The sequence below is a fragment of the Mesorhizobium sp. CNPSo 4688 genome (genome assembly GCF_057784295.1).
In genome coordinates this window covers 491,613-511,948 of the sequence record NZ_JBWLUY010000002.1, presented here as the reverse complement: position 1 = coordinate 511,948, position 20,336 = coordinate 491,613, and the positions used below count along the sequence as shown (strand labels likewise).

General features: G+C 63.5%; 16 protein-coding genes. 13 read left to right on the top strand and 3 right to left on the bottom strand.

Annotated elements, in window-relative coordinates:
* Positions 1-203 precede the first annotated feature (203 nt).
* The gene (rho, locus tag AC04SH_RS05495; RefSeq protein WP_112560220.1) at positions 204-1,469 is read left to right on the top strand and encodes a transcription termination factor Rho; all 1,266 of its coding nucleotides are present in this window, start codon (positions 204-206) and stop codon (positions 1,467-1,469) included.
* A 164-nt stretch (positions 1,470-1,633) separates the two neighbouring features.
* Here the strand turns inward: rho and AC04SH_RS05490 are convergent, their stop codons facing one another.
* Complete coding sequence (locus AC04SH_RS05490) at positions 1,634-3,652, bottom strand: thioredoxin domain-containing protein (protein ID WP_488574226.1); 2,019 nt, start codon at positions 3,650-3,652, stop codon at positions 1,634-1,636.
* A 69-nt stretch (positions 3,653-3,721) separates the two neighbouring features.
* On the opposite strand from AC04SH_RS05490, the gene mnmE reads away from it, so the two are divergent.
* The 8 genes from mnmE (at position 3,722) to AC04SH_RS05450 (ending at position 11,975) form a co-directional block, all read left to right on the top strand.
* Positions 3,722-5,044, top strand: coding sequence for a tRNA uridine-5-carboxymethylaminomethyl(34) synthesis GTPase MnmE (mnmE, locus tag AC04SH_RS05485; protein WP_488574225.1), 1,323 nt, complete (start codon positions 3,722-3,724; stop codon positions 5,042-5,044).
* A 426-nt stretch (positions 5,045-5,470) separates the two neighbouring features.
* Positions 5,471-7,345, top strand: a complete 1,875-nt coding sequence (mnmG, locus tag AC04SH_RS05480) for a tRNA uridine-5-carboxymethylaminomethyl(34) synthesis enzyme MnmG (protein WP_488574224.1) — start codon at positions 5,471-5,473, stop codon at positions 7,343-7,345.
* Entirely contained in the window at positions 7,342-7,974 is a 633-nt protein-coding gene (gene rsmG, locus AC04SH_RS05475; RefSeq protein WP_488574223.1) for a 16S rRNA (guanine(527)-N(7))-methyltransferase RsmG, read from the top strand. Before mnmG ends, rsmG begins: the two co-directional genes overlap by 4 nt.
* A gap of 65 nt (positions 7,975-8,039) precedes the next feature.
* Complete coding sequence (locus tag AC04SH_RS05470; protein WP_112560215.1) at positions 8,040-8,837, top strand: ParA family protein; 798 nt, start codon at positions 8,040-8,042, stop codon at positions 8,835-8,837.
* Between the two features lie 63 nt (positions 8,838-8,900).
* Positions 8,901-9,788: a ParB/RepB/Spo0J family partition protein gene (locus AC04SH_RS05465; protein ID WP_488574222.1), complete on the top strand. Its 888-nt coding sequence runs from the start codon at positions 8,901-8,903 to the stop codon at positions 9,786-9,788.
* 493 nt (positions 9,789-10,281) lie between these two features.
* On the top strand, positions 10,282-10,914 hold the full coding sequence (locus tag AC04SH_RS05460) for a DUF1326 domain-containing protein (RefSeq protein WP_488574256.1): 633 nt from the start codon (positions 10,282-10,284) through the stop codon (positions 10,912-10,914).
* A 116-nt stretch (positions 10,915-11,030) separates the two neighbouring features.
* Entirely contained in the window at positions 11,031-11,807 is a 777-nt protein-coding gene (locus AC04SH_RS05455; RefSeq protein ID WP_488574221.1) for a DUF2182 domain-containing protein, read from the top strand.
* 15 nt (positions 11,808-11,822) lie between these two features.
* The gene (locus AC04SH_RS05450) at positions 11,823-11,975 is read left to right on the top strand and encodes a hypothetical protein (RefSeq protein ID WP_488574220.1); all 153 of its coding nucleotides are present in this window, start codon (positions 11,823-11,825) and stop codon (positions 11,973-11,975) included.
* A gap of 65 nt (positions 11,976-12,040) precedes the next feature.
* Here the strand turns inward: AC04SH_RS05450 and holA are convergent, their stop codons facing one another.
* Positions 12,041-13,084: a DNA polymerase III subunit delta gene (gene holA / locus AC04SH_RS05445; RefSeq protein ID WP_488574219.1), complete on the bottom strand. Its 1,044-nt coding sequence runs from the start codon at positions 13,082-13,084 to the stop codon at positions 12,041-12,043.
* Between the two features lie 538 nt (positions 13,085-13,622).
* On the opposite strand from holA, the gene AC04SH_RS05440 reads away from it, so the two are divergent.
* The 4 genes from AC04SH_RS05440 to lpdA all read left to right on the top strand — a co-directional run bounded on the left by AC04SH_RS05440 (position 13,623) and on the right by lpdA (position 18,966).
* Positions 13,623-14,855, top strand: coding sequence for a 3-methyl-2-oxobutanoate dehydrogenase (2-methylpropanoyl-transferring) subunit alpha (locus AC04SH_RS05440; protein ID WP_477232370.1), 1,233 nt, complete (start codon positions 13,623-13,625; stop codon positions 14,853-14,855).
* A gap of 2 nt (positions 14,856-14,857) precedes the next feature.
* A complete protein-coding gene (locus AC04SH_RS05435) occupies positions 14,858-15,871 on the top strand; it encodes an alpha-ketoacid dehydrogenase subunit beta (protein ID WP_488574218.1) in 1,014 nt (337 codons plus the stop codon).
* Position 15,872: 1 nt separating this feature from the next.
* Positions 15,873-17,252 (top strand): dihydrolipoamide acetyltransferase family protein, encoded by a 1,380-nt coding sequence (locus tag AC04SH_RS05430; protein ID WP_488574217.1) that lies wholly within the window; start codon positions 15,873-15,875, stop codon positions 17,250-17,252.
* Positions 17,253-17,577: 325 nt separating this feature from the next.
* Complete coding sequence (lpdA, locus tag AC04SH_RS05425) at positions 17,578-18,966, top strand: dihydrolipoyl dehydrogenase (RefSeq protein WP_488574216.1); 1,389 nt, start codon at positions 17,578-17,580, stop codon at positions 18,964-18,966.
* 167 nt (positions 18,967-19,133) lie between these two features.
* On the opposite strand, the gene AC04SH_RS05420 is transcribed toward lpdA, so the two are convergent.
* Positions 19,134-20,237 carry a saccharopine dehydrogenase family protein gene (locus AC04SH_RS05420; protein ID WP_488574215.1) on the bottom strand — a complete coding sequence of 368 codons (1,104 nt, stop codon included), beginning with the start codon at positions 20,235-20,237 and terminating at the stop codon, positions 19,134-19,136.
* Between the last annotated feature and the right edge of the window lie 99 nt (positions 20,238-20,336).

The following is a 20,336-nucleotide window of genomic DNA, read 5'->3' as shown; positions in this document are numbered from 1 at the left end:
AATTCCGGACGGAAAACCGCCAACACTTTTCTTGGAATTGCTTTTATCGGCGCCACAAAACGCAGCTTGCTCTTTCAAACGACCGACGATACAAGACGGGTCTTCCTTCCCGTCATGCGCCGCCCATTTCGATTTTCGGCCGCGCCCGGCATTTGTCGCATCCAGCCGATATTTCCCTCAAAAAGCCTACTCAGAGTCCGTCTATGCAAGAAATGAAACTCGCAGAGTTCAAGAACAAGAAACCGCCAGAGCTGATCGCTTATGCCGAATCGCTCGAGGTAGAAAACGCCAGCGTCATGCGCAAGCAGGAGCTGATGTTTGCCATCCTGAAGAAACTGGCCGCCCAGGAAATCGAGATCATCGGTGACGGTGTGGTCGAGGTGCTGCAGGACGGTTTCGGTTTCCTGCGCTCCGCCAACGCCAACTACCTGCCCGGTCCCGACGATATCTACATCTCGCCCTCGCAGATCCGACGCTTCTCGCTGAAGACCGGCGACACCGTCGAAGGGCCGATCCGCAGCCCGAAAGAGGGCGAGCGCTATTTCGCCCTGCTCAAGGTCAACACCATCAATTTCGACGATCCCGAAAAGATCCGTCACAAGATCCACTTCGACAATCTGACGCCGCTCTATCCGACCAAGCGGCTGAAGATGGAGATCGACAATCCGACCAGCAAGGACATCTCGCCGCGCGTCATCGACCTGGTGGCGCCGATCGGCAAGGGACAGCGCGCGCTGATCAACGCGCAGCCGCGCACCGGTAAAACCGTGCTGATGCAGAACATCGCGCATTCGATCACCGCCAACCATCCGGAATGCTATCTGATCGTGCTTCTGATCGACGAGCGGCCCGAGGAAGTGACCGACATGCAGCGCTCGGTGAAGGGCGAGGTTATCTCCTCGACCTTCGACGAACCGGCGGTGCGTCACGTCCAGGTCGCCGAAATGGTCATCGAGAAGGCCAAGCGCCTGGTCGAGCATGGCCGCGACGTCGTCATCCTGCTCGATTCGATCACCCGCCTCGGCCGCGCTTACAACACCGTGGTGCCGTCATCCGGCAAGGTGCTGACCGGCGGTGTCGACGCCAATGCGCTGCAGCGACCGAAGCGCTTCTTCGGCGCGGCGCGCAACATCGAGGAAGGCGGCTCGCTGACCATCATCGCCACCGCGCTGATCGACACTGGCAGCCGTATGGACGAAGTCATCTTCGAAGAGTTCAAGGGCACTGGCAACTGCGAAATCCAGCTCGACCGCAAGGTCGCCGACAAGCGCATCTATCCGGCCATGGATATCTTGAAGTCCGGCACCCGCAAGGAAGACCTGCTGGTCTCCAAGCAGGATCTGCAGAAGATTTTCGTTCTGCGCCGCATCCTGGCGCCGATGGGCACCACCGACGCGATCGAGTTCCTCATCGACAAGCTGAAGCAGACCAAGACGAATGCGGATTTCTTCGATTCGATGAATACGTAGGTTTCTTACCCTCCCCCTTGTGGGGAGGGTCGATCCGCGAAGCGGAGCGGGGTGGGGTCCGCGCCAAGGCAGCGCTTTACGAGCACCCCCACCCCGTCTCACGATCCCCCCGCTCCGCTACGATCATGAGCCGACCCTCCCCACCAGGGGGAGGGTAAGACGCGCTACCTTCGCCGCAACAGCCGCTCCAGCTCCCCAACATCCGTCACCGCCGGCAGGCACACCTGCCCCGTGCACAGCCATGCACCCGGTCGATCGGTCGGAGGCAAGACACCACCCGGCAAAATCGGTCGATTCGCATCCGTTCCGATTGCCACGACGATGTCGATCCGACGCGGGTCAGGATTCCGATTCGCAACCGGAACGAGGCTTGGACTCTCTGATGAATCGACCAGCACCAGCTTCAATGGCTCGAGCGCCAGGGTACAGGCGTTAATGATGCCGGCCTGGCCATAGGACTGCTGCCCTGCCCGCCCCATGGCGTGTTCGGCGACCCGCCACGCTTTGTCCTGCAGATCGAGATCGCCGATAACCGAGGCCAGCCGCACCAGGGCTTCGATGATCTGGCTGGTGGCCGAAGAAATCGCCTCGTCGACATCGCCGCGGATTCGGATCGGCACATCGATGCTGTCGGACGCCGTCAAATAATAGCCGGTCCCGTCGCCATCCCGGTGCCAGCGGTCGAGCTGGTCGATGAACTGCCTCGCTCGATCGACGTAGCTTGAGTCGCCTGTCGCTTCGAACAACGCAATCGCCGCATTGGTCATTGCGACATAGTCGCTGGACAGCGCCGGAAACAGTTTCTTGGCGCCGAGCATGGAGTGAGGCAGGCGGCCGTCCTGGCTGGCTTGGGCAATGTGATCGAACGCCGTTGCGGCCGCGGCGATCCAGTCGCGCCGGCCCAGCGATCGGCCGGCTTCGGCGAGCGCCGCGATCATCAGGCCGTTCCAGTCGGTTAGCGCCTTGCCGTCCCTACCCGGCCGGACGCGCTGCTCCCGTGCCGCCAGCAGCTTTTCCTTGAGCGGGACCAATACATTCCGGTCAGGCACGCTTTGGCTTTGCTGTGCATCCGTCTGATGGACAATCGGCCTGCCTTCCCAGCCATGCGGCGCTGAGAGCGTAAAGTATTTGAAAAACAAGGTCGAATCGTCGCCGAGCACGGTGTCGATCTCATCCTTGCTCCAGGTGTAGAAAAGCCCCTCCTCGCCGTCGCTGTCGGCATCGAGGCTGGCGGCGAAGGCGCCGCCATCGACGCGCATTTCGCGCAGCAGCCAGGCGACCGTGTCTTCGATTCGTATCCGGAACAAATCGTTACCGGTCGGGGCATAGGCCCAGTTGCACAGGCGGATGAGCTGGGCATTGTCGTAGAGCATCTTTTCGAAATGCGGCACCAGCCACTCGGCATCCGTGGAGTAACGGCTCAAGCCCCCGCCGATATGGTCGTAAATGCCGCCGGCCAGCATCTTTTCCAGGCTGATGAGAACGGCGTCGCGATGGGAAGCCGCGCCGTCGCGCAGCCAGGACAGCCACAGCGTGTGCATGAACGGCGCGTTGGGAAACTTTGGCGCGCCGCGCAAGCCGCCGAGATCGCGGTCGATCATGCCGTCAATGCGGCCGGCAAGATCGCTGAGCGTCTCCTTGTCGAGCACGGCCTTGGCGTGGACGCCGGCCAGGCGCGCCTCGACATGATTGGTCAAGCCGGCGGCGCTCTGGTCCAGGCTTTCCCGCTTCTCGCGCCAGGCCTTGTCGACGGCTTCCATAACCTGGACGAAGCCCGGGCGGCCATAACGGGCCTCGCGCGGGAAATAAGTGCCGCCCCAGAACGGCTTGCCGTCCGGGTTGAGGAACATGGTCAGCGGCCAGCCGCCCTGCTCGCCCATCGACGACAGAGCGGCCATATAGATCTGGTCGATGTCCGGCCGTTCCTCGCGATCGACCTTGATATTGACGAACAGCCGGTTCATGACGGCGGCGACCTGGTCGTTTTCGAAACTTTCATGCGCCATGACATGGCACCAGTGGCAGGCGGCGTAGCCGATCGAGAGCAGGATCGGCCGCTGCAAAGCCTTGGCTTCCGCCAGTGCCGCCGGCGACCAGGCCCGCCAATGCACGGGATTGCCGCTGTGCTGCTGCAGATAGGGGCTGGCTTCTTCGGCAAGCAGGTTTTGCGCAGGCAAGGTCACGGGCGGGCAAGCTCGGTTGGGCGGTGTCGGGATAAAATTCAAGCTAGGGCGATTGGCTAGAGCGGGCAAATGATTTCAGGCGATTCGATAGTTGCGCTGTCCAGCGGCCGCCTCCCCGCCGGCATTGCTGTCATTCGCATTTCCGGACCGAAGACTCGATTCGTTGTCGAAACGATTGCCGGAAGCATGGTTGAGGACCGTGTTGCCGCCTTGCGCAAGTTCCGGGCGGCCGACGGGTCACTGATCGACCACGGCCTGGTGCTGTTTTTTCCCGGGCCGAACAGTTTTACCGGCGAGGATGTCGCCGAGTTCCATGTCCATGGCGGCCGCGCCGTTGCCGGCAAGATGCTGGAGACGATTGCGAGTTTTGATGGGGTGCGCCATGCCGAGCCCGGCGAATTCACCCGGCGCGCCTTTCTCAACGGCAAGCTCGATCTGGTCGAGACGGAGGCGCTGGCCGATCTCGTCAACGCCGAAACCGAGGCGCAGCGCCGCTTTGCGGTGCAAAATGCCGAGGGCGCGCAGAGCGCGCTCTATCTCGGATGGCGCCGGCGGCTAATTCATGCACGGGCAATGATTGAGGCCGAGATCGACTTCTCTGACGAGGAGGATGTCCCCGGGTCGGTTTCGGATACGGTCTGGTCGGATGTCCGGGCGATGATTGATGAGATCGGCCGCCATATCGATGGTTTCCATGCCGCGGAAATTATTCGCGACGGTTTCGAGGTGGTTATCCTCGGCGCACCCAATGCCGGCAAGTCCAGTCTGTTCAACGCGCTTGCCCGGCGCGAGGCGGCGATTGTCACCGATGAGCCAGGCACGACGCGGGATTTGCTTGAGGTGGTGCTGGACCTCAACGGCGTGCGGGTAAGGGTGACCGACACGGCGGGCCTGCGCGAAGCGCCGGGCAAGGTGGAAGCCATCGGCATCGAGAAGGCGCGCGCCAAGGCGCGGACGGCGGATCTGATGCTGCTGCTAGAAGATCTGGCGAATCCAGTTGCGATTGGAGACACGCCGAAGGGCACCCCAGCTCTGAGAATCGGCACCAAGGTCGATCTGCTGAAAGGTGGACCGCGGCCTGGTGCCTATGACGCTACGATCTCGACCATGGATGGGACAGGTTTGGCTGAACTGCTGGCTGACATTGGAGGCCGCGCTGCCGCAGCGATTGGCGATGCCGGCGATATCCTGCCGTCGCGGTTGCGGCATGTGGAGTTGCTCAAGGAGACCATGCGCTTTCTGACCTCGGCTTTGTCGGGACAAGAACGCGGCCAGGAACTGCGGGCGGAAGAACTACGCCTTGCCGCGGACCGACTAGGTCGCATCGTCGGTGCGGTCGATGTCGAGGATTTGCTCGACGTGATCTTCTGGCAGTTTTGCATTGGGAAGTGACTCACGTGAAACAGTCCGGCGTCGCACCAGATGACTCACGTGAAACATCGATAGTGCAGCTGGTTCACGTGAAACGGGTCGCGTCAATGGGACGGAAGTCAGCGCTGCCCCTCATTGTCCTGCCGGACATTTCTCCCCGTATAGTGACGGGGAGAAAGACGCTGTCACTGGGAACTTCGCCAGCCACTAAAGTTGTAGCCGGCATCTGGGCTGTACCTTCTCCCCGTTCACGGGGAGAAGATGCCGGCAGGCAGATGAGGGGCAGCACTAGCCTGTGTAGGTCATAGGTCTCTGCCCCGGTGACTCACGTGAAACATTGCTGCCGAGCGCTCCTTTACGTTTAACGTGAAACGAATCGCCCGCAATCCTTGACAGCGCCGTCTCGCGGGGACATGTGTCGGGCAATCTCTGAATCTGGAACGAAAGATGATCGATCACTATGATGTGGTTGTGGTGGGCGGCGGCCATGCCGGGTGCGAGGCGGCGAGCGCTGCCGCGCGCGCCGGCGCGAGGGCGGCGCTGGTCACGCTGCGCTTCGACACGATCGGCGTCATGTCTTGCAATCCCGCAATCGGCGGGCTCGGCAAAGGCCATCTGGTGCGCGAGATCGACGCCATGGACGGGCTGATGGGCCGGGTGGCGGACGCGGCCGGCATCCAATTCCGCCTGCTCAACCGGCGCAAGGGCCCCGCCGTGCGCGGACCGCGCACCCAGGCCGATCGCAAGCTTTATCGGCTGGCTATGCAGGAAGCGATTCGGCAGCAGAACGATCTCGACGTCGTCGAAGGGGAAGTTCTGGACTTCGAGATCGACAACGGGCGGATCGCCGCCGTGCTGCTGGCCGACGGGCGGCGACTGGCCTGCGGCGCCGTCGTTCTAACCACCGGCACCTTCCTGCGCGGCCTTATCCATATTGGCGAGAAGAAGATCGTCGCCGGGCGCATGAATGAGCAGGCAAGCCTCGGCCTATCGGCTACGATGAGCCGCGCCGGCTTTGCGCTCGGCCGGCTGAAGACCGGCACCCCGCCGCGGCTGGATGGCCGCACCATCGACTGGGCGGAGCTGGAAAGCCAGGCGGCGGATGAGCATCCCGTGCCGTTCTCGTTGATGACCGATACGATCCAGAATCCGCAGATCCATTGCGGCATCACCCGCACGACGCCGGCCACGCACGACCTCATCCGCGCCAATCTCGGTCGCTCGGCCATGTATTCCGGCTCGATAGAAGGGGTCGGGCCGCGCTATTGCCCGTCGATCGAAGACAAAATCGTCAAGTTCGGCGATCGCGAGGGACATCAGATCTTCCTTGAGCCGGAAGGGCTCGACGACGACACCGTCTACCCCAATGGCATTTCGACCTCCCTGCCCGAGGATGTGCAGCTCGACATTCTGAAGACTATCCCGGGGCTGGAGCGGGCGACCATGCTGCAGCCGGGCTACGCCATCGAATACGACCACGTCGATCCGCGCGAACTCGAGCCGACGCTGGAGACCAAGCGCATCGCCGGCCTATTCCTGGCCGGGCAGATCAACGGCACCACCGGTTACGAAGAAGCCGGTGCGCAAGGCCTGCTCGCCGGGCTGAATGCCGCGCGCAACGCAGGCGCCAGTGACCAAATCGTGCTCAGCCGCACCGAGGCCTATATCGGCGTGATGGTCGACGATCTCACCAGCCGCGGTATTGCCGAGCCCTACCGCATGTTTACCTCACGGGCTGAGTTCCGGCTGTCGCTGCGCGCCGACAATGCCGATGAGCGGCTGACGCCGCTGGCGATGCGGCTGGGGATTGCATCGGTGCAGCGGACGCAGCGGTTCAACCAGATCACTGTTGATCTTGAGAAGGCGCGCGAACTGGCAATTGCCACGACAATGACGCCGAATGAAGCGGCGCGGCATGGGTTGGAGGTCAACAAGGATGGTGTGCGCCGCTCCGCCTATGAGTTGCTCGCATATCCCGGCGTCGATGTTGGCTGGCTGGCCCGCGTCGCGCCGGCATTCGGCGCCATCGACGCCAAGACGGCCGAGCGGCTCGAAACGGAAGCGAAATATTCGGTTTACCTCGATCGCCAGCAGGCTGATGTCGCTCAGATCCGGCATGAGGAAAGCCGACTGATCCCTACCTCTGTCGATTTTGCCGATGTTCCAGGACTTTCTAATGAGCTAAAACAGAAGATGCGGACGCGGCAGCCGCGCTCGATTGCCGATGCGCAGCGTATGGAAGGCATGACGCCGGCGGCGCTCGCGATCATTGTCGCGCATGTCCGCAATGCCGAATCGGCTGCGCAAAGGGCCGTCGCGTGAGCGCTGCCTCATGGACGAGCCTGCAAGAGGCTGCGGGACCGGTTTCACGTGAAACATTCGAGCGCCTGGTGGCGTTCGAACAGCTGTTCCTGAAATGGAATCGCAGCATCAACCTGGCCGCACCGTCGACGCTCGACGATGTCTGGGGCCGGCATATTCTGGACAGCGCGCAACTGGCGCGAATCGCACCTGAGGCAAAACGCTGGGCCGATCTCGGTTCGGGCGGCGGTTTTCCCGGCCTGGTGCTGGCTTTCCTGTTGGTCGAGCGGCACGGCGCGTCGATCGATCTGGTCGAGAGCAACCGCAAGAAAGCATCGTTCCTGCAGGCGGTGATCGGCCAGTTCGGTTTGCCGGCTCGGGTCGTCGCTCGGCGCATCGACGACAGCTATGCTCTTGTTTCCACGCCGGAAATTGTCACGGCCAGGGCGCTGGCGGCGCTGCCCGCCCTGCTCGATCTGTCGGCGCCATGGCTGACCAAGGGGTCGCGCGCTCTGTTCCACAAAGGCCGGGATTACCGCGCCGAAGTGGAAGAAAGCACTCACCGCTGGGCCTTCGATCTGGTAGAACATCCGAGCATGACCGACGCCCATGGCGTCATCCTCGAAGTGACCGATCTGCGGACTGCGTAAGCCTCTCTCGCAACCGCTTGACGACCCTTTTGGCGACCCGCGAAATGAATATTTGGCATAGACCCATGAAAACTGGCCCCCGCATCATCACCGTCGCCAACCAGAAGGGCGGCGTCGGCAAGACCACCACCGCCATCAATCTGGCCACGGCGCTGGCCGCCATCGGCGAAAAGGTGCTGATTGTCGATCTCGATCCGCAAGGCAATGCCTCGACGGGTCTCGGCATCGACCGCAAGGACCGCACCGTCTCCTCCTATGACGTGCTGACCGGCGAGCTTGACCTGGAAGCTGCGGCGATCCCGACGGCGGTGCCTGGCCTGTCGATCGTGCCGTCGACGCTCGACCTGCTCGGCATCGAGATGGAAATCGCCTCGGCGCCCGACCGGGTGCTGAAGCTGCGCAATGCGCTGCGTGCCGCGTCCGAGCGCGGCGCGCCGTTCGGCTATGTGCTGATCGACTGCCCGCCATCGCTCAACCTTTTGACTTTGAATTCAATGGCGGCAGCCGATTCCGTTCTCGTGCCGCTGCAATGCGAATTCTTCGCGCTGGAAGGTCTCAGCCAACTGCTCGAAACGGTCGAGCAGGTGCGCCGCACGATCAATCCGGACCTGATCATCCAGGGCATCGTGCTGACCATGTATGACGGCCGCAACAACCTCGCCAACCAGGTGGTGCAGGATGTGCGGGCGCATATGGGCGACAAGGTTTACGAGACCATCATCCCGCGCAATGTGCGTGTGTCCGAGGCGCCGTCCTACGGCAAGCCGGCGATTCTCTATGATTTGAAGTGCTCGGGCAGCCAGGCCTATCTGCAGTTGGCCTCCGAAGTGATCCGCCGCGAGCGTAAATTGCGCGCCGCTTAATTAGGGTTGGCTCATAAACCAAGCCGATTCGATACCGAAACGATTTGAAGACCTGGAACAGAGATGAGCGAAGACCTTTCGAGAAAAAGACTGGGGCGGGGATTGGCGGCGCTGATCGGCGAGATCGATCGTCCGGTGGCGGCAGAAAAGCCGGCCGCCAGCGCCGATGGCAAGGTGCCGATCGAATTCCTGAGCCCGAACCCGAAAAACCCGCGCCGGCATTTTGGCGACGCCGACCTAACCGACCTGGCGCAGTCGATCCGCGAACATGGCGTGGTGCAGCCGGTGGTGGCGCGGCCGTCGCCAACACAGGCCGGCCGCTACGAGATCATCGCCGGCGAACGGCGCTGGCGCGCCGCGCAACGTGCCGGGCTGACCGAGATCCCGATCATCGTTCGCGACGTCAACGACCGCACGGCGCTCGAACTGGCGATCATCGAGAACGTCCAGCGCACCGACCTCAACCCGGTCGAGGAGGCGCTGGGTTATCAGCAGCTGATCGACGACCACGGCTACACCCAAGCCGACCTCGGCAATGTCATCGGCAAGAGCCGCAGCCATGTCGCCAACACGCTGCGGCTTTTGAAGCTGCCCGATGTCATCAGAGACATGCTGGTTGACGGCGCGTTGTCGGCCGGCCACGCCCGCACGCTGGTGACGGCGCAGGATCCGGCCGGTCTGGCCAAGCAGATTGTCGAGGAAGGGCTTTCGGTGCGCCAAGCCGAGGCATTGGCGCAGATGCCGGCAGGGGGCACGCCGCCCAAGGCAAAACCAGCGCAGGGCGGGTCGGACAAAGATGCCGACACGCTGGCACTGGAAAAGCTGATGACCGACACGATCGGCATGATCGTGACCATCGAGCACAAGGGCAAGGGCGGCGCGATTCGCGTGAACTACCGGAGCCTGGAGCAGCTTGATGAGTTGTGCCGGCGGTTGAAGGACGAGCGGTAGACGGTTGGGGCGCCACGCTATTTAGCCGGCAAATGAAGTTTTGGCATAAGCTTAGGTTTTAGCGCTGATATATTGGTGATAGACAAATGAAGGGCTGGCGCGATGCCGGCCCTTCTTTGTGGCGTTGGCCGTTGGCGAAATCGGCGCGGCAGCGCATCCCCCCTCGAGGGGGGAGACGGCCGGCAGGCCAGAAGGGGTCGCCAGACATAGTCGCCTCCATCTTCCGTGCCGCGAAAGGGTTGGCGCTCCACGCGCGGCGACCCCCTCTGTCGCCTTCGGCGACATCTCCCCCTCAAGGGGGGAGATCAGCCATCGCCTCTGCTTTCGCCAATCTCTTGACAGGGCCGGGCAACGGCGTAACGTAAATTAGATATTGCTTACATTAATTGCCCTAGCGTGCCGATCAGTCGCGGCGGGGCCAATTGCCGTACCATTTGTGAACGGCACCACCTCGCCCAAGCGATATGCCGACGCGCCTGACGCAAGTGGGGAGGTGCAAATGGCGGTTAGTTGGCAACTGTCTGGAAGTTACTTCGAAAATTGCAACTGCGATGTCGTGTGTCCTTGCCTGCTGTCCACCAACGCGCAGCTGACATCGAAGCCGACGCAAGGCGTTTGCGACGTTGGCCTGGTCTTTCATATCGATACGGGCAAATACGGTGACGTTCGGCTGGATGGCCTCAATGTTGCGATGGTTGCACACGCGCCGGGCCCGATGGCGGACGGCAATTGGACGGCCGCCGCGTATATCGACGAACAGGCCGACGACAAGCAGACAGAAGCGCTGGGCGCGATCTTCACCGGCGCTGCAGGCGGTCCGATGGCGGTGCTGGCACCCATGATCGGCACGAACCTCGGCGCCAAGAAGGTGCCGATAAGCTACCGGGTCGATGGCAAGAAGCGGTCGGCGCAGATTGCGGGCGTCATGCAGATGGCGGTCGAACCGTTGCCGACAATGCGCGAGGACGGGCAGATGTGGGCGGCCACCGGCCATCCCGTCAACCCCGACTGGCTCGCTCTGGCGATGGGGGCGGAAGGCAGCACATTCAGCGACCACGGCATGAGCTGGGATAATTCCCGTCGAAATGGGCACTATGCCCCGATCAATTGGTCCGGCCAGCACTAGAGCGCTCTCACCGTTTCATGGAAACGGCGATCCGCTCTATCTCTTTGTTTTGATGGAAAACCGCTCACATTTTTCCTGAAATTGCTCTGGCTTCCCGGCCACAACGGACTTAGCTTATGGCGCTGATATTGCAGCGAAACATCATTCTCGCGCTGCTGATTGTTGTCGCCGCGGCAGCGTGGACCGTGCTTGTCTGGATCGGCATGGACGCGGACATGCGCATGTACTCACCCACCATGGGGATGAAGGCGCCGCTGTTTCTTGTCGTCTGGATGATCATGATGATTGCCATGATGTCCCCGACCGCCGCGCCCATGGTGCTGACCTTTCATCGCGTTCAGGCCGGCAAACGGGGACGCGGCGAGACTTTTGTCTCGACCTGGTTTTTCGTGGCTGCGTACATGCTGCTTTGGGGCGCGATGGGTGCGCTCGCCTTTGCCGGTGCGGCTGCCGGAGAGCTCATTGCGGCGCATGCGGGAATGTCGGCCGCCACGGCCGCGCGCATCGGCGGCGCGCTGCTGTCGCTGGCAGGCGCCTATCAACTTTCTCCGCTGAAGGATCTGTGCCTGGCCAAATGCCGCACGCCCATTGGTTTCATCCTGACCTCATGGCGCGATGGTCAGTGGGGCGCGGTACGCATGGGTCTGGAGCATGGGCTCTTTTGCCTGGGCTGCTGCTGGCTTTTGTTCCTCGCTCTTTTTCCCCTCGGGATCATGAACATCGCTGCGATGGCTGTGGTCACCTTGCTGATCTTTGCAGAAAAGACCCTGCCGTCAGGGGAGAGGATCGCAAAGCTGTCGGGTGTCGCTCTGCTCCTGTATGGCGCGGCGGTGTTGGTCTTTCCGCAGGCGCTGCCAACCTTCCAGCCGATGGAAGCGATGATCATGGATTGACGGATGGAGGCAGCGGTGGAGCTGCTGATCTCCCCCCTCGAGGGGGTTGAGGAGTGGTCCGCGCAGCGGACGGAAAGCCAATTGCTTGGCTTTTCGAGCGACGAACGGCCGGCAGGCCAGAAGGGGTCGCATCGCGTGAAGCGCGACCCCCTTTTTCATCAAGGATGAGGTCGAGGCAGCTGAGACGACCCCCTCTGTCGCCTTCGGCGACATCTCCCCCTCGAGGGGGGAGATTACCGCTGCCCCAGCCTCGCGCTTTCCACTGCAATGCCAAGCAGCGCCTGCCGCGCCAACGCTTCGGACAGGTCCGGCCTGCGCCTGGTCTGTAGCACGGCCGATTGCAGGCGGATCAACGCGCGGCTGAGCGCTTCGACGTTCCAGCGTTCGAGCGCCTTTTCCACCAGCTTGCGCCTGGAGAAAAAGACCGGAGGCCTTGCGCCCGCAACCGCGGATGCGGCGTTGCGGCCGGCGGAGTCCATCTGTCCACGCATGACCTGAAGCTGCTGGAACTGCCGCATCGCCGAGGACAGCACAAGAAAAGGCTGGCCGCCGGACAGGCAGTGGCGGGTGAAGGCGGTGTCGAAGTCACTGACTTTGCCTTCCAGCACCGCATCGACGGCATCATCGAAGGAAGCGCTGGAGACGTCGCCGGACATCGCCCTGACGTCGTCGAGGTCGATTTCCCTCTGGCCGTGCGCGTAAAGCACCAGCTTTTCGATCTCGCCGCGCGACGCGAGCCGATCTCCGCCGAGATTGCGGCGCAGCGCCTGGCGGGCGTCGAGCGCCATCGACATGCCGGCCTTGCGCAGCTCATCGTCGATGACGGTGTCAATGTCGCGGGCCTCGTCGGCATAGCAAGGCAGCGCCATGGCGGTGTCGGCCGCCTCGACGATGGCGCGCAGGCCGACACCCTTCTTGAGATCGCCAGCCTCGATCAGGATGATGGCGTCGCGCGCGGGCTCTACCGTCAGCGCCTTGACGTCTTCGGCCAGCGGCTTCTGGCCACTGGCGTTGCGCACCCACAAAAGCCGCCGGTCGGAGAACATCGGCACCGTGCGGGCCTCGTCGAGCAGCCGACCTTGGTCGCGATCGACCTCCGCGCCGTCGAGCCGGACCACCGAGAAAGGGTCGTCGAGCGGCAGGCCGGTCTTTTCGGCAAAGGCTTTGGCGCGCTCAGCGACGAGGCCGCGGTCGGGGCCGTAAAGCAGGACAATCGAGATGCGCGCGTCCGGCTTCGCCAGCCACGAATCGACCTCGTATCCTTTCTTCTGTGCCATGGTGGGTGGTTAGCATGATGCGGGCGTGGAGTGAACGTTCTCCGGAGTGTTCGCCGACCTTGGCGCCTTTCCTCTCCCTCCGGAGGGGGGAGAGGTGGCTCGGCGAAGCCGAGACGGAGTGGGGGAACCACCTGGCAGTCGCCTCGAACGGACATAGGAAGGGCACTAGGCGCAAGCATCGCCTTGCGCCCAAGGGTCGACCCCCACTCCGTCGGGCTACGCTCGACACCTCTCCCCCGATCGACGGGGGAAAGGAAAAGCGCGAGTTCGCCAACCTTGGCCCCTCGCTCCCGGAGGTCGTAAAGTGCGTTATGTACCGGAAACCCTGCAAAACCTTCCGCCTAATTGCGCGCCACCGCAAAACATCGACAAGAAATTTCGCCGCCATATCTGCATCTTGGCGCGGCGTGCCGCGTCGGCCCTGAACAGGCCGATGACCGGGAGGATGGGTGCGTGTTCTGGCCCTCACGAAATCGCACTGGTCTGGCGGCGCAGATGTGTTGATATACGCGACCGGGCAACATTGGAGGAGAAGGTCATGGCCGATGCTGGGATGTTGCGGTTTCATGTGCCGGAGCCGGAGGTGCGGCCGGGCGGGACGCCTGACTTTTCCAACGTGCCCATCCCGAAGGCCGGTTCGGCGCCTCGCCCCGAGATCGATGTCGATCCGCGCACCATCCGCGACATGGCGTTTTCGATCATTCGCGTGCTGAACCGCGACGGGGAGGCGGTCGGGCCGTGGGCCGGGCTGCTCACCGATGAGGAGCTGCTCGAAGGCCTGCGCAATATGATGACGCTGCGCAGCTTCGATGCCCGCATGCAGATGGCGCAGCGCCAGGGCAAGACCTCGTTCTACATGCAGCATCTGGGCGAAGAGGCGGTGAGCTGCGCCTTCCGCAAGGCGCTGGCGCCGGGCGACATGAATTTTCCGACCTATCGGCAAGCCGGCCTGCTCATCGCCGACGGCTATCCGATGGTGACGATGATGAACCAGATCTACTCCAACGAAGCCGATCCGCTCAAAGGGCGGCAATTGCCGATCATGTACTCGTCGAAGGAGCACGGCTTCTTCTCGATCTCCGGCAATCTGGCGACGCAATACATCCAGGCGGTCGGCTGGGCGATGGCTTCGGCGATTTCCAACGATTCGAAAATCGCCGCGGCTTGGATCGGCGACGGCTCGACCGCCGAATCCGATTTCCATTCCGCACTTGTGTTCGCCTCGACCTACAAGGCGCCGGTCATCCTCAACGTCGTCAACAACCAGTGGGCGATCTCGACCTTTCAAGGCATTGCGCGCGGCGGCTCCGGCACCTTTGCCGCGCGCGGCCTCGGCTTCGGCATTCCGTCGCTGCGCGTCGACGGCAATGACTATCTCGCCGTGCACGCGGTGGCCAAATGGGCGGCGGAGCGGGCGCGGCAGAACCTTGGGCCGACGCTGATCGAATATGTCACCTACCGCGCCGGCGCGCATTCGAGTTCGGACGATCCGTCGGCCTATCGGCCGAAGACCGAGTCCGATGCCTGGCCGCTCGGCGACCCGGTCGTGCGGCTGAAGAACCATCTGATCCAGCGCGGCGTCTGGTCGGACGAACGGCACGCGCAGGCCGAGGCGGAAATCCTGGAAACGGTGATCGCGGCGCAGAAGGAAGCCGAAAGCCACGGCACGCTGCATGCCGGGGGTAAGCCGTCGACGCGCGACATGTTCGAGGGCCTCTATGCCGAGATGCCGCCGCATCTCAGGCGCCAGCGCCAGCAGGCGGGAGTCTGACCATGCCGAGACGAACCATGATCGAGGCGATCCGCGACGCCATGGATGTGTCGATGGCGCGCGACGAACGCGTCATCGTCTATGGCGAGGATGTCGGCTTCTTCGGCGGCGTCTTCCGCTGCACGCAGGGCCTGCAGGCGAAATACGGCAAGAGCCGCTGCTTCGACGCGCCAATCAACGAATCCGGCATTGTCGGCTCGGCCATCGGCATGGCTGCCTATGGGCTGAAGCCCTGCGTGGAAATTCAGTTTGCCGACTACATGTACCCGGCCTACGACCAGCTGACGCAGGAAGCAGCGCGGCTGCGCTACCGCTCCAACGGCGATTTCACCTGTCCGATCGTGGTGCGCATGCCGACCGGCGGTGGCATTTTCGGCGGCCAGACGCACAGCCAGAGTCCCGAAGCCTTGTTCACTCATGTGTCGGGTCTGAAGACGGTGGTGCCGTCCAACCCGCATGACGCCAAGGGCCTGCTGATCGCGGCGATCGAGGATCCGGATCCGGTGATCTTCCTCGAGCCGAAGCGGCTCTATAACGGCCCGTTCGACGGCCATCACGACCGGCCGGTGACGCCGTGGTCGAAGCATGAGCTGGGAGAGGTTGCCGACGGCCACTACACCGTGCCGCTCGGCAAGGCGGCGATCCGGAGGCAGGGCTCCGCTGTCACCATGCTGGCCTACGGCACCATGGTCTATGTCGCGCAGGCGGCCGCGGAAGAAACCGGCATCGATGCCGAGATCATCGATCTCAGAACCCTGCTGCCGCTCGACCTCGACACCATCGTCGCCTCGGTGAAGAAGACCGGGCGCTGCGTGGTCGTGCACGAGGCGACGCTGACCTCCGGCTTCGGCGCCGAGCTTTCGGCGCTGGTGCAGGAGAATTGTTTCTATCACCTCGAAGCGCCGGTGGCCCGCGTCACCGGCTGGGACACGCCCTATCCGCATGCGCAGGAGTGGGAGTATTTCCCAGGCCCCGCCCGTGTCGGCCGCGCGCTTCTCGAAACCATGGGAGCTTAAGATGGGCGAACACATCATCAAGCTGCCCGATGTCGGCGAAGGCGTCGCCGAGGCGGAACTTGTGGAATGGCACGTCAAGGTCGGCGATCTCGTGCGCGAGGATTCCGTGCTTGCCGCCGTGATGACCGACAAGGCGACGGTCGAAATCCCCTCGCCGGTCGATGGCGAGATTCTTTGGCTGGGCGCCGAGATCGGCGACACGGTGGCGATCGGCTCGCCGATCGTGCGGCTGAAGGTGGCGGGTGAAGGCAATGTTGCCGAAGGCTCGAAATTGCCAGAAGCCACGGCGACACCTACCCCCACCCCTAACCCCTCCCCACAAGGGGGAGGGGAACGCGCTTCGGCCTCCAAGGCAGATGCCAAATCCACCCCACCATCACCTGCAGCCAAAAGCGAACGAGCAGCAGAGACCGAATCCCCCTCCCCCTTGAGGGGAGGGGCTAGGGGTGGGGGTACTGCGCCGGCTTCTGGTGGTGCAGCACTTTCCGGCGCGCCGCGCCCGGAGGGCGAAAAGCCCTTGGCATCGCCAGCCATTCGGCTGCGGGCCAAAGAGGCAGGCATCGATCTGCGCCAGGTATCGGGAACCGGCCCGGCCGGCCGCATCAGCCATGAAGACATCGAGGCTTTTCTGGCGCGCGGGCCGCAAGTCGCGAAGGCATCGGGCCTCGCCCGCAACGACAGCGTCGAGGACATCAAGGTCATCGGGCTCCGACGCAAGATCGCCGAGAAAATGTCGCTGGCGAAGTCACGCATTCCGCACATCACCTATGTCGAGGAGATCGACGTCACCGCGCTGGAGGAGTTGCGGGCCGCGCTCAACAAGGAAAAGCGCAAGGGAGTCGAAAGGCCGAAGCTGACGCTGCTGCCGTTCCTGATGCGGGCGATGGTCAAGGCGATTGCCGACCAGCCCAACATCAACGCGCTGTTCGACGACGAGGCCGGCATCATCCATCAGCATGGCGGCGTCCACATCGGCATCGCCGCACAGACGCCGTCGGGGCTGGTGGTGCCGGTGGTCAAGCATGCTGAGGCGCGCGACCTCTGGGATTGCGCAGCCGAACTCAACCGCCTGGCCGAGGCGGCGAAGTCGGGCACTGCCAGCCGCGACGAGCTGTCGGGATCAACCATCACCATCACCTCGCTCGGCGCCATGGGTGGCGTGGCGACGACGCCGGTAATCAACCACCCGGAAGTGGCGATCGTCGGCGTCAACAAGATGATGGTGCGGCCGGTCTGGGACGGCACCCAGTTCGTCCCGCGCAAGATGATGAACCTGTCGTCGAGCTTCGACCACCGGGTGGTCGATGGCTGGGACGCGGCGGTGTTCATCCAGCGCATCAAGGCGCTGCTGGAAACACCGGCGCTGATATTTGTGGATTGAGGGCGATGGCTGAAGGAGTTGGCTCTTTGCCTGAATGCAGCGCCCGACTGCAGGCCTACGCCATCTGCGATTGGCCGCGGGCCCCCGCGCCTTCGTCATCCTCGGGCTTGACCCGAGGATCCATGCCGTGCCCGAAGCCGAAGGATGCTGCGGAACAGAATTATGCACCGCTGCGGCGTTCGGAGGTCACGGCATGGATCCTGGGGTCTTCGCGACGTCGCTTCGCTCCTGCTTCGCCCCAGGATGACGAAGGCATGGGCGTTTCGGTTAACCTCAGAGGTCGACGATTTGCAGGCCCCATGCTGCAACCAATCAAGGTGCCATCATGAAAGAAATCTCCTGCAAGCTGCTCGTCATCGGCGCCGGTCCAGGCGGCTATGTCTGCGCCATCCGCGCCGGCCAGCTCGGCATCGATACGGTGATCGTCGAAGCCGGCAAACCGGGCGGCACCTGCCTCAATGTCGGCTGCATCCCGTCCAAGGCACTGATCCATGCGGCGGAAGAGTTCGAGGCGGTCTCGCATATGGCCGGCGGCAGCAGCCCGCTCGGCATCTCGGTCAGTGCCCCGGCGCTCGATCTCGGCAAGACCGTCGCCTGGAAAGACGGCATTGTTAGCCGGCTGACCGGTGGCGTTGCCGGGCTGCTCAAAAAGGCCAAGGTGAAAACCGTCTATGGCTGGGCGACGTTCCGTGACGGCAAGACCGTCGCGGTCGAGACCGAGACCGGCACCCAGATCATCCGCGCCGAGACCGTGGTGATCGCCACCGGCTCGGCGTCGGTCGAGCTGCCGTTCCTGCCGTTTGGCGGGCCGGTGATTTCATCAACGGAAGCGCTCGCTCTCAGCGACGTGCCGAAGAAGCTCGCGGTTGTCGGCGGCGGCTATATCGGGCTGGAGCTCGGCATGGCCTTCGCCAAAATGGGCGCCGCGGTGACCGTGGTCGAAGCCTTGCCGCGTGTGCTGGCGCAATATGACGCGGAACTCACCCGGCCCGTGGTGAAGCGGCTGACCCAGCTCGGCGTCGAGGTCATGACTGGCGCCAAGGCGAAGGGGATCAAGGGCGACGCGCTGCTGGTCGAGACCGCGGACGGCAAGAGCGCCAAAATCGCCGCCGACAAGATCCTGGTCACGGTCGGCCGCAAGCCGGTGACCGAAGGCTGGGGGCTCGACCAGATCGACCTCGATATGGCCGGCAAGTTCATCAAAATCGACGACCAGTGCCGCACCTCGATGCGCGGCATCTATGCCATTGGCGACGTCACCGGCGAGCCGATGCTGGCGCACCGGGCGATGGCGCAAGGCGAAATGGTGGCCGAGATCGCTGCCGGCCACAAGCGCAGCTGGGACAAGCGGTTGATTCCCGCCGTCTGCTTCACCGACCCGGAACTGGTCACCGCCGGCCTGACCCCGGAAGAGGCGAAGGCGCTGGGCGAAATCAAGATCGGCCAGTTCCCCTTCGCGGCCAATGGCCGGGCGATGACCAAACTCGGCGAGGACGGGTTCGCGCGCGTCGTGGCGCGCGCGGACAATCATCTGGTGCTGGGCATCCAGGCGGTCGGGCAAGGGGTGTCTGAATTGGCGGCGGCGTTCGGCCTCGCGCTGGAGATGGGCGCGCGGCTGGAGGATATCGCCGGCACGATCCATGCGCATCCGACGCAAGGCGAAGGATTCCAGGAAGCGGCGCTGAAGGCGCTGGGGCACGCGCTGCATATTTAGGAGGGTGATCTCCCCCCTTGAGGGGGAGATGTCGCCGCAGGCGACAGAGGGGGTCGCCGCGCGTGAAGCGCTAACCTCCATCTGTAGCAAAATAGGGTCGCATCCAGTCGAACCGACCCCCTCTGGCCTGCCGGCCATCTCCCCCTCAAGGGGGGAGATTATTTTCCTCAGCTCGCGAGCCGGCTCACCATCTCGTGCTGGGCATAGGCGCGGCCGAACCGGTTGGCGAGGAAGGCGTCGAGCGCGATGTCTTCCTGCTTGACGAAACCGGTCGCCGGCAGGCTGCCGTCGGCCAGCATGTCGAGCACGGCGCAGATGCCGGAGGCGGTGGTGATCTGGATGGCGCTGCGGACCTGGTCGCCGACGCGCTGCGAGTAGATCTTGTTGGCGTAGGTTTCCTGCAGCAGGCGGCCGTTGCGGCGGCCCGACACCGTGACGAAGACGATGACCACGTCCTGCAGCGTTGCCGGCAAGGCGCTCTCGAAAATGTCCTTCAGCACGTCGCGGCGGTGGCGGAGCCCAAGGTCGTTGAGCAGCGCCTTCATGATTGCGGCATGGCCGGGATAGCGGATGGTGCGGTAGTTCAGCGTGCGCACCTTGCCCTTCAGCGTCTCGGCCAGGGTGCCGAGCCCGCCCGACGTGTTGAAGGCCTCGTAGGTGACGCCGTCGAGCGAGAACTCCTCGCGCTCTTCCAGCGGCGGCACTTCGATCAGCTCGCCCTCGACGATCGCCTCACAAGGCTCGCAATATTCGTTGATGACGCCGTCGGTGCTCCAGGTCAGGTTGTAGTTGAGCGCATTCGATGGATATTGCGGCAGCGCGCCGACGCGCATGCGCACGCTTTCCAGCGTATCGAAACGGCTGGCGAGATCGTTGGCGACGATGGAGATGAAGCCCGGCGCCAGGCCGCATTGCGGAATGAAGGCGCTCTTGCCTGAACGCGCCAGCTCCTTGACGCGGCGGGTCGAGACGACATCCTCGGTCAGGTCGAGATAGTGGACGCCGGTGGCGGCGGCCGCCTCGGCGATGCGGGTGGTCAGATGGAAGGGGGCGGCGCTCAGCACGGCGAAGGCGCCGGCGAGCGCGGCCTCGAGCGCGCCGGGAGCGGTGATGTCGAGTTCCAGCGCCTCGACGCCGACGGGAAGTTCGGCCGCGGCAAGCTGTGCGGCCGCGCGGTCGACGACGGTGACATGGTAGTCGCCGGTGTCGGCGAGCATGCCTGCAATGGTGGAGCCGATCTTGCCGGCTCCGACGACGATGATTTTCTTCATGATTCGATCCCTCACAAAAGCCTTTGGCCCGAACCGCTGCGCGGTGGGCGGCATGGCCTTGAGAATCGCAGCTTGCCTGGCGAAAGGAAGCGTGGAATT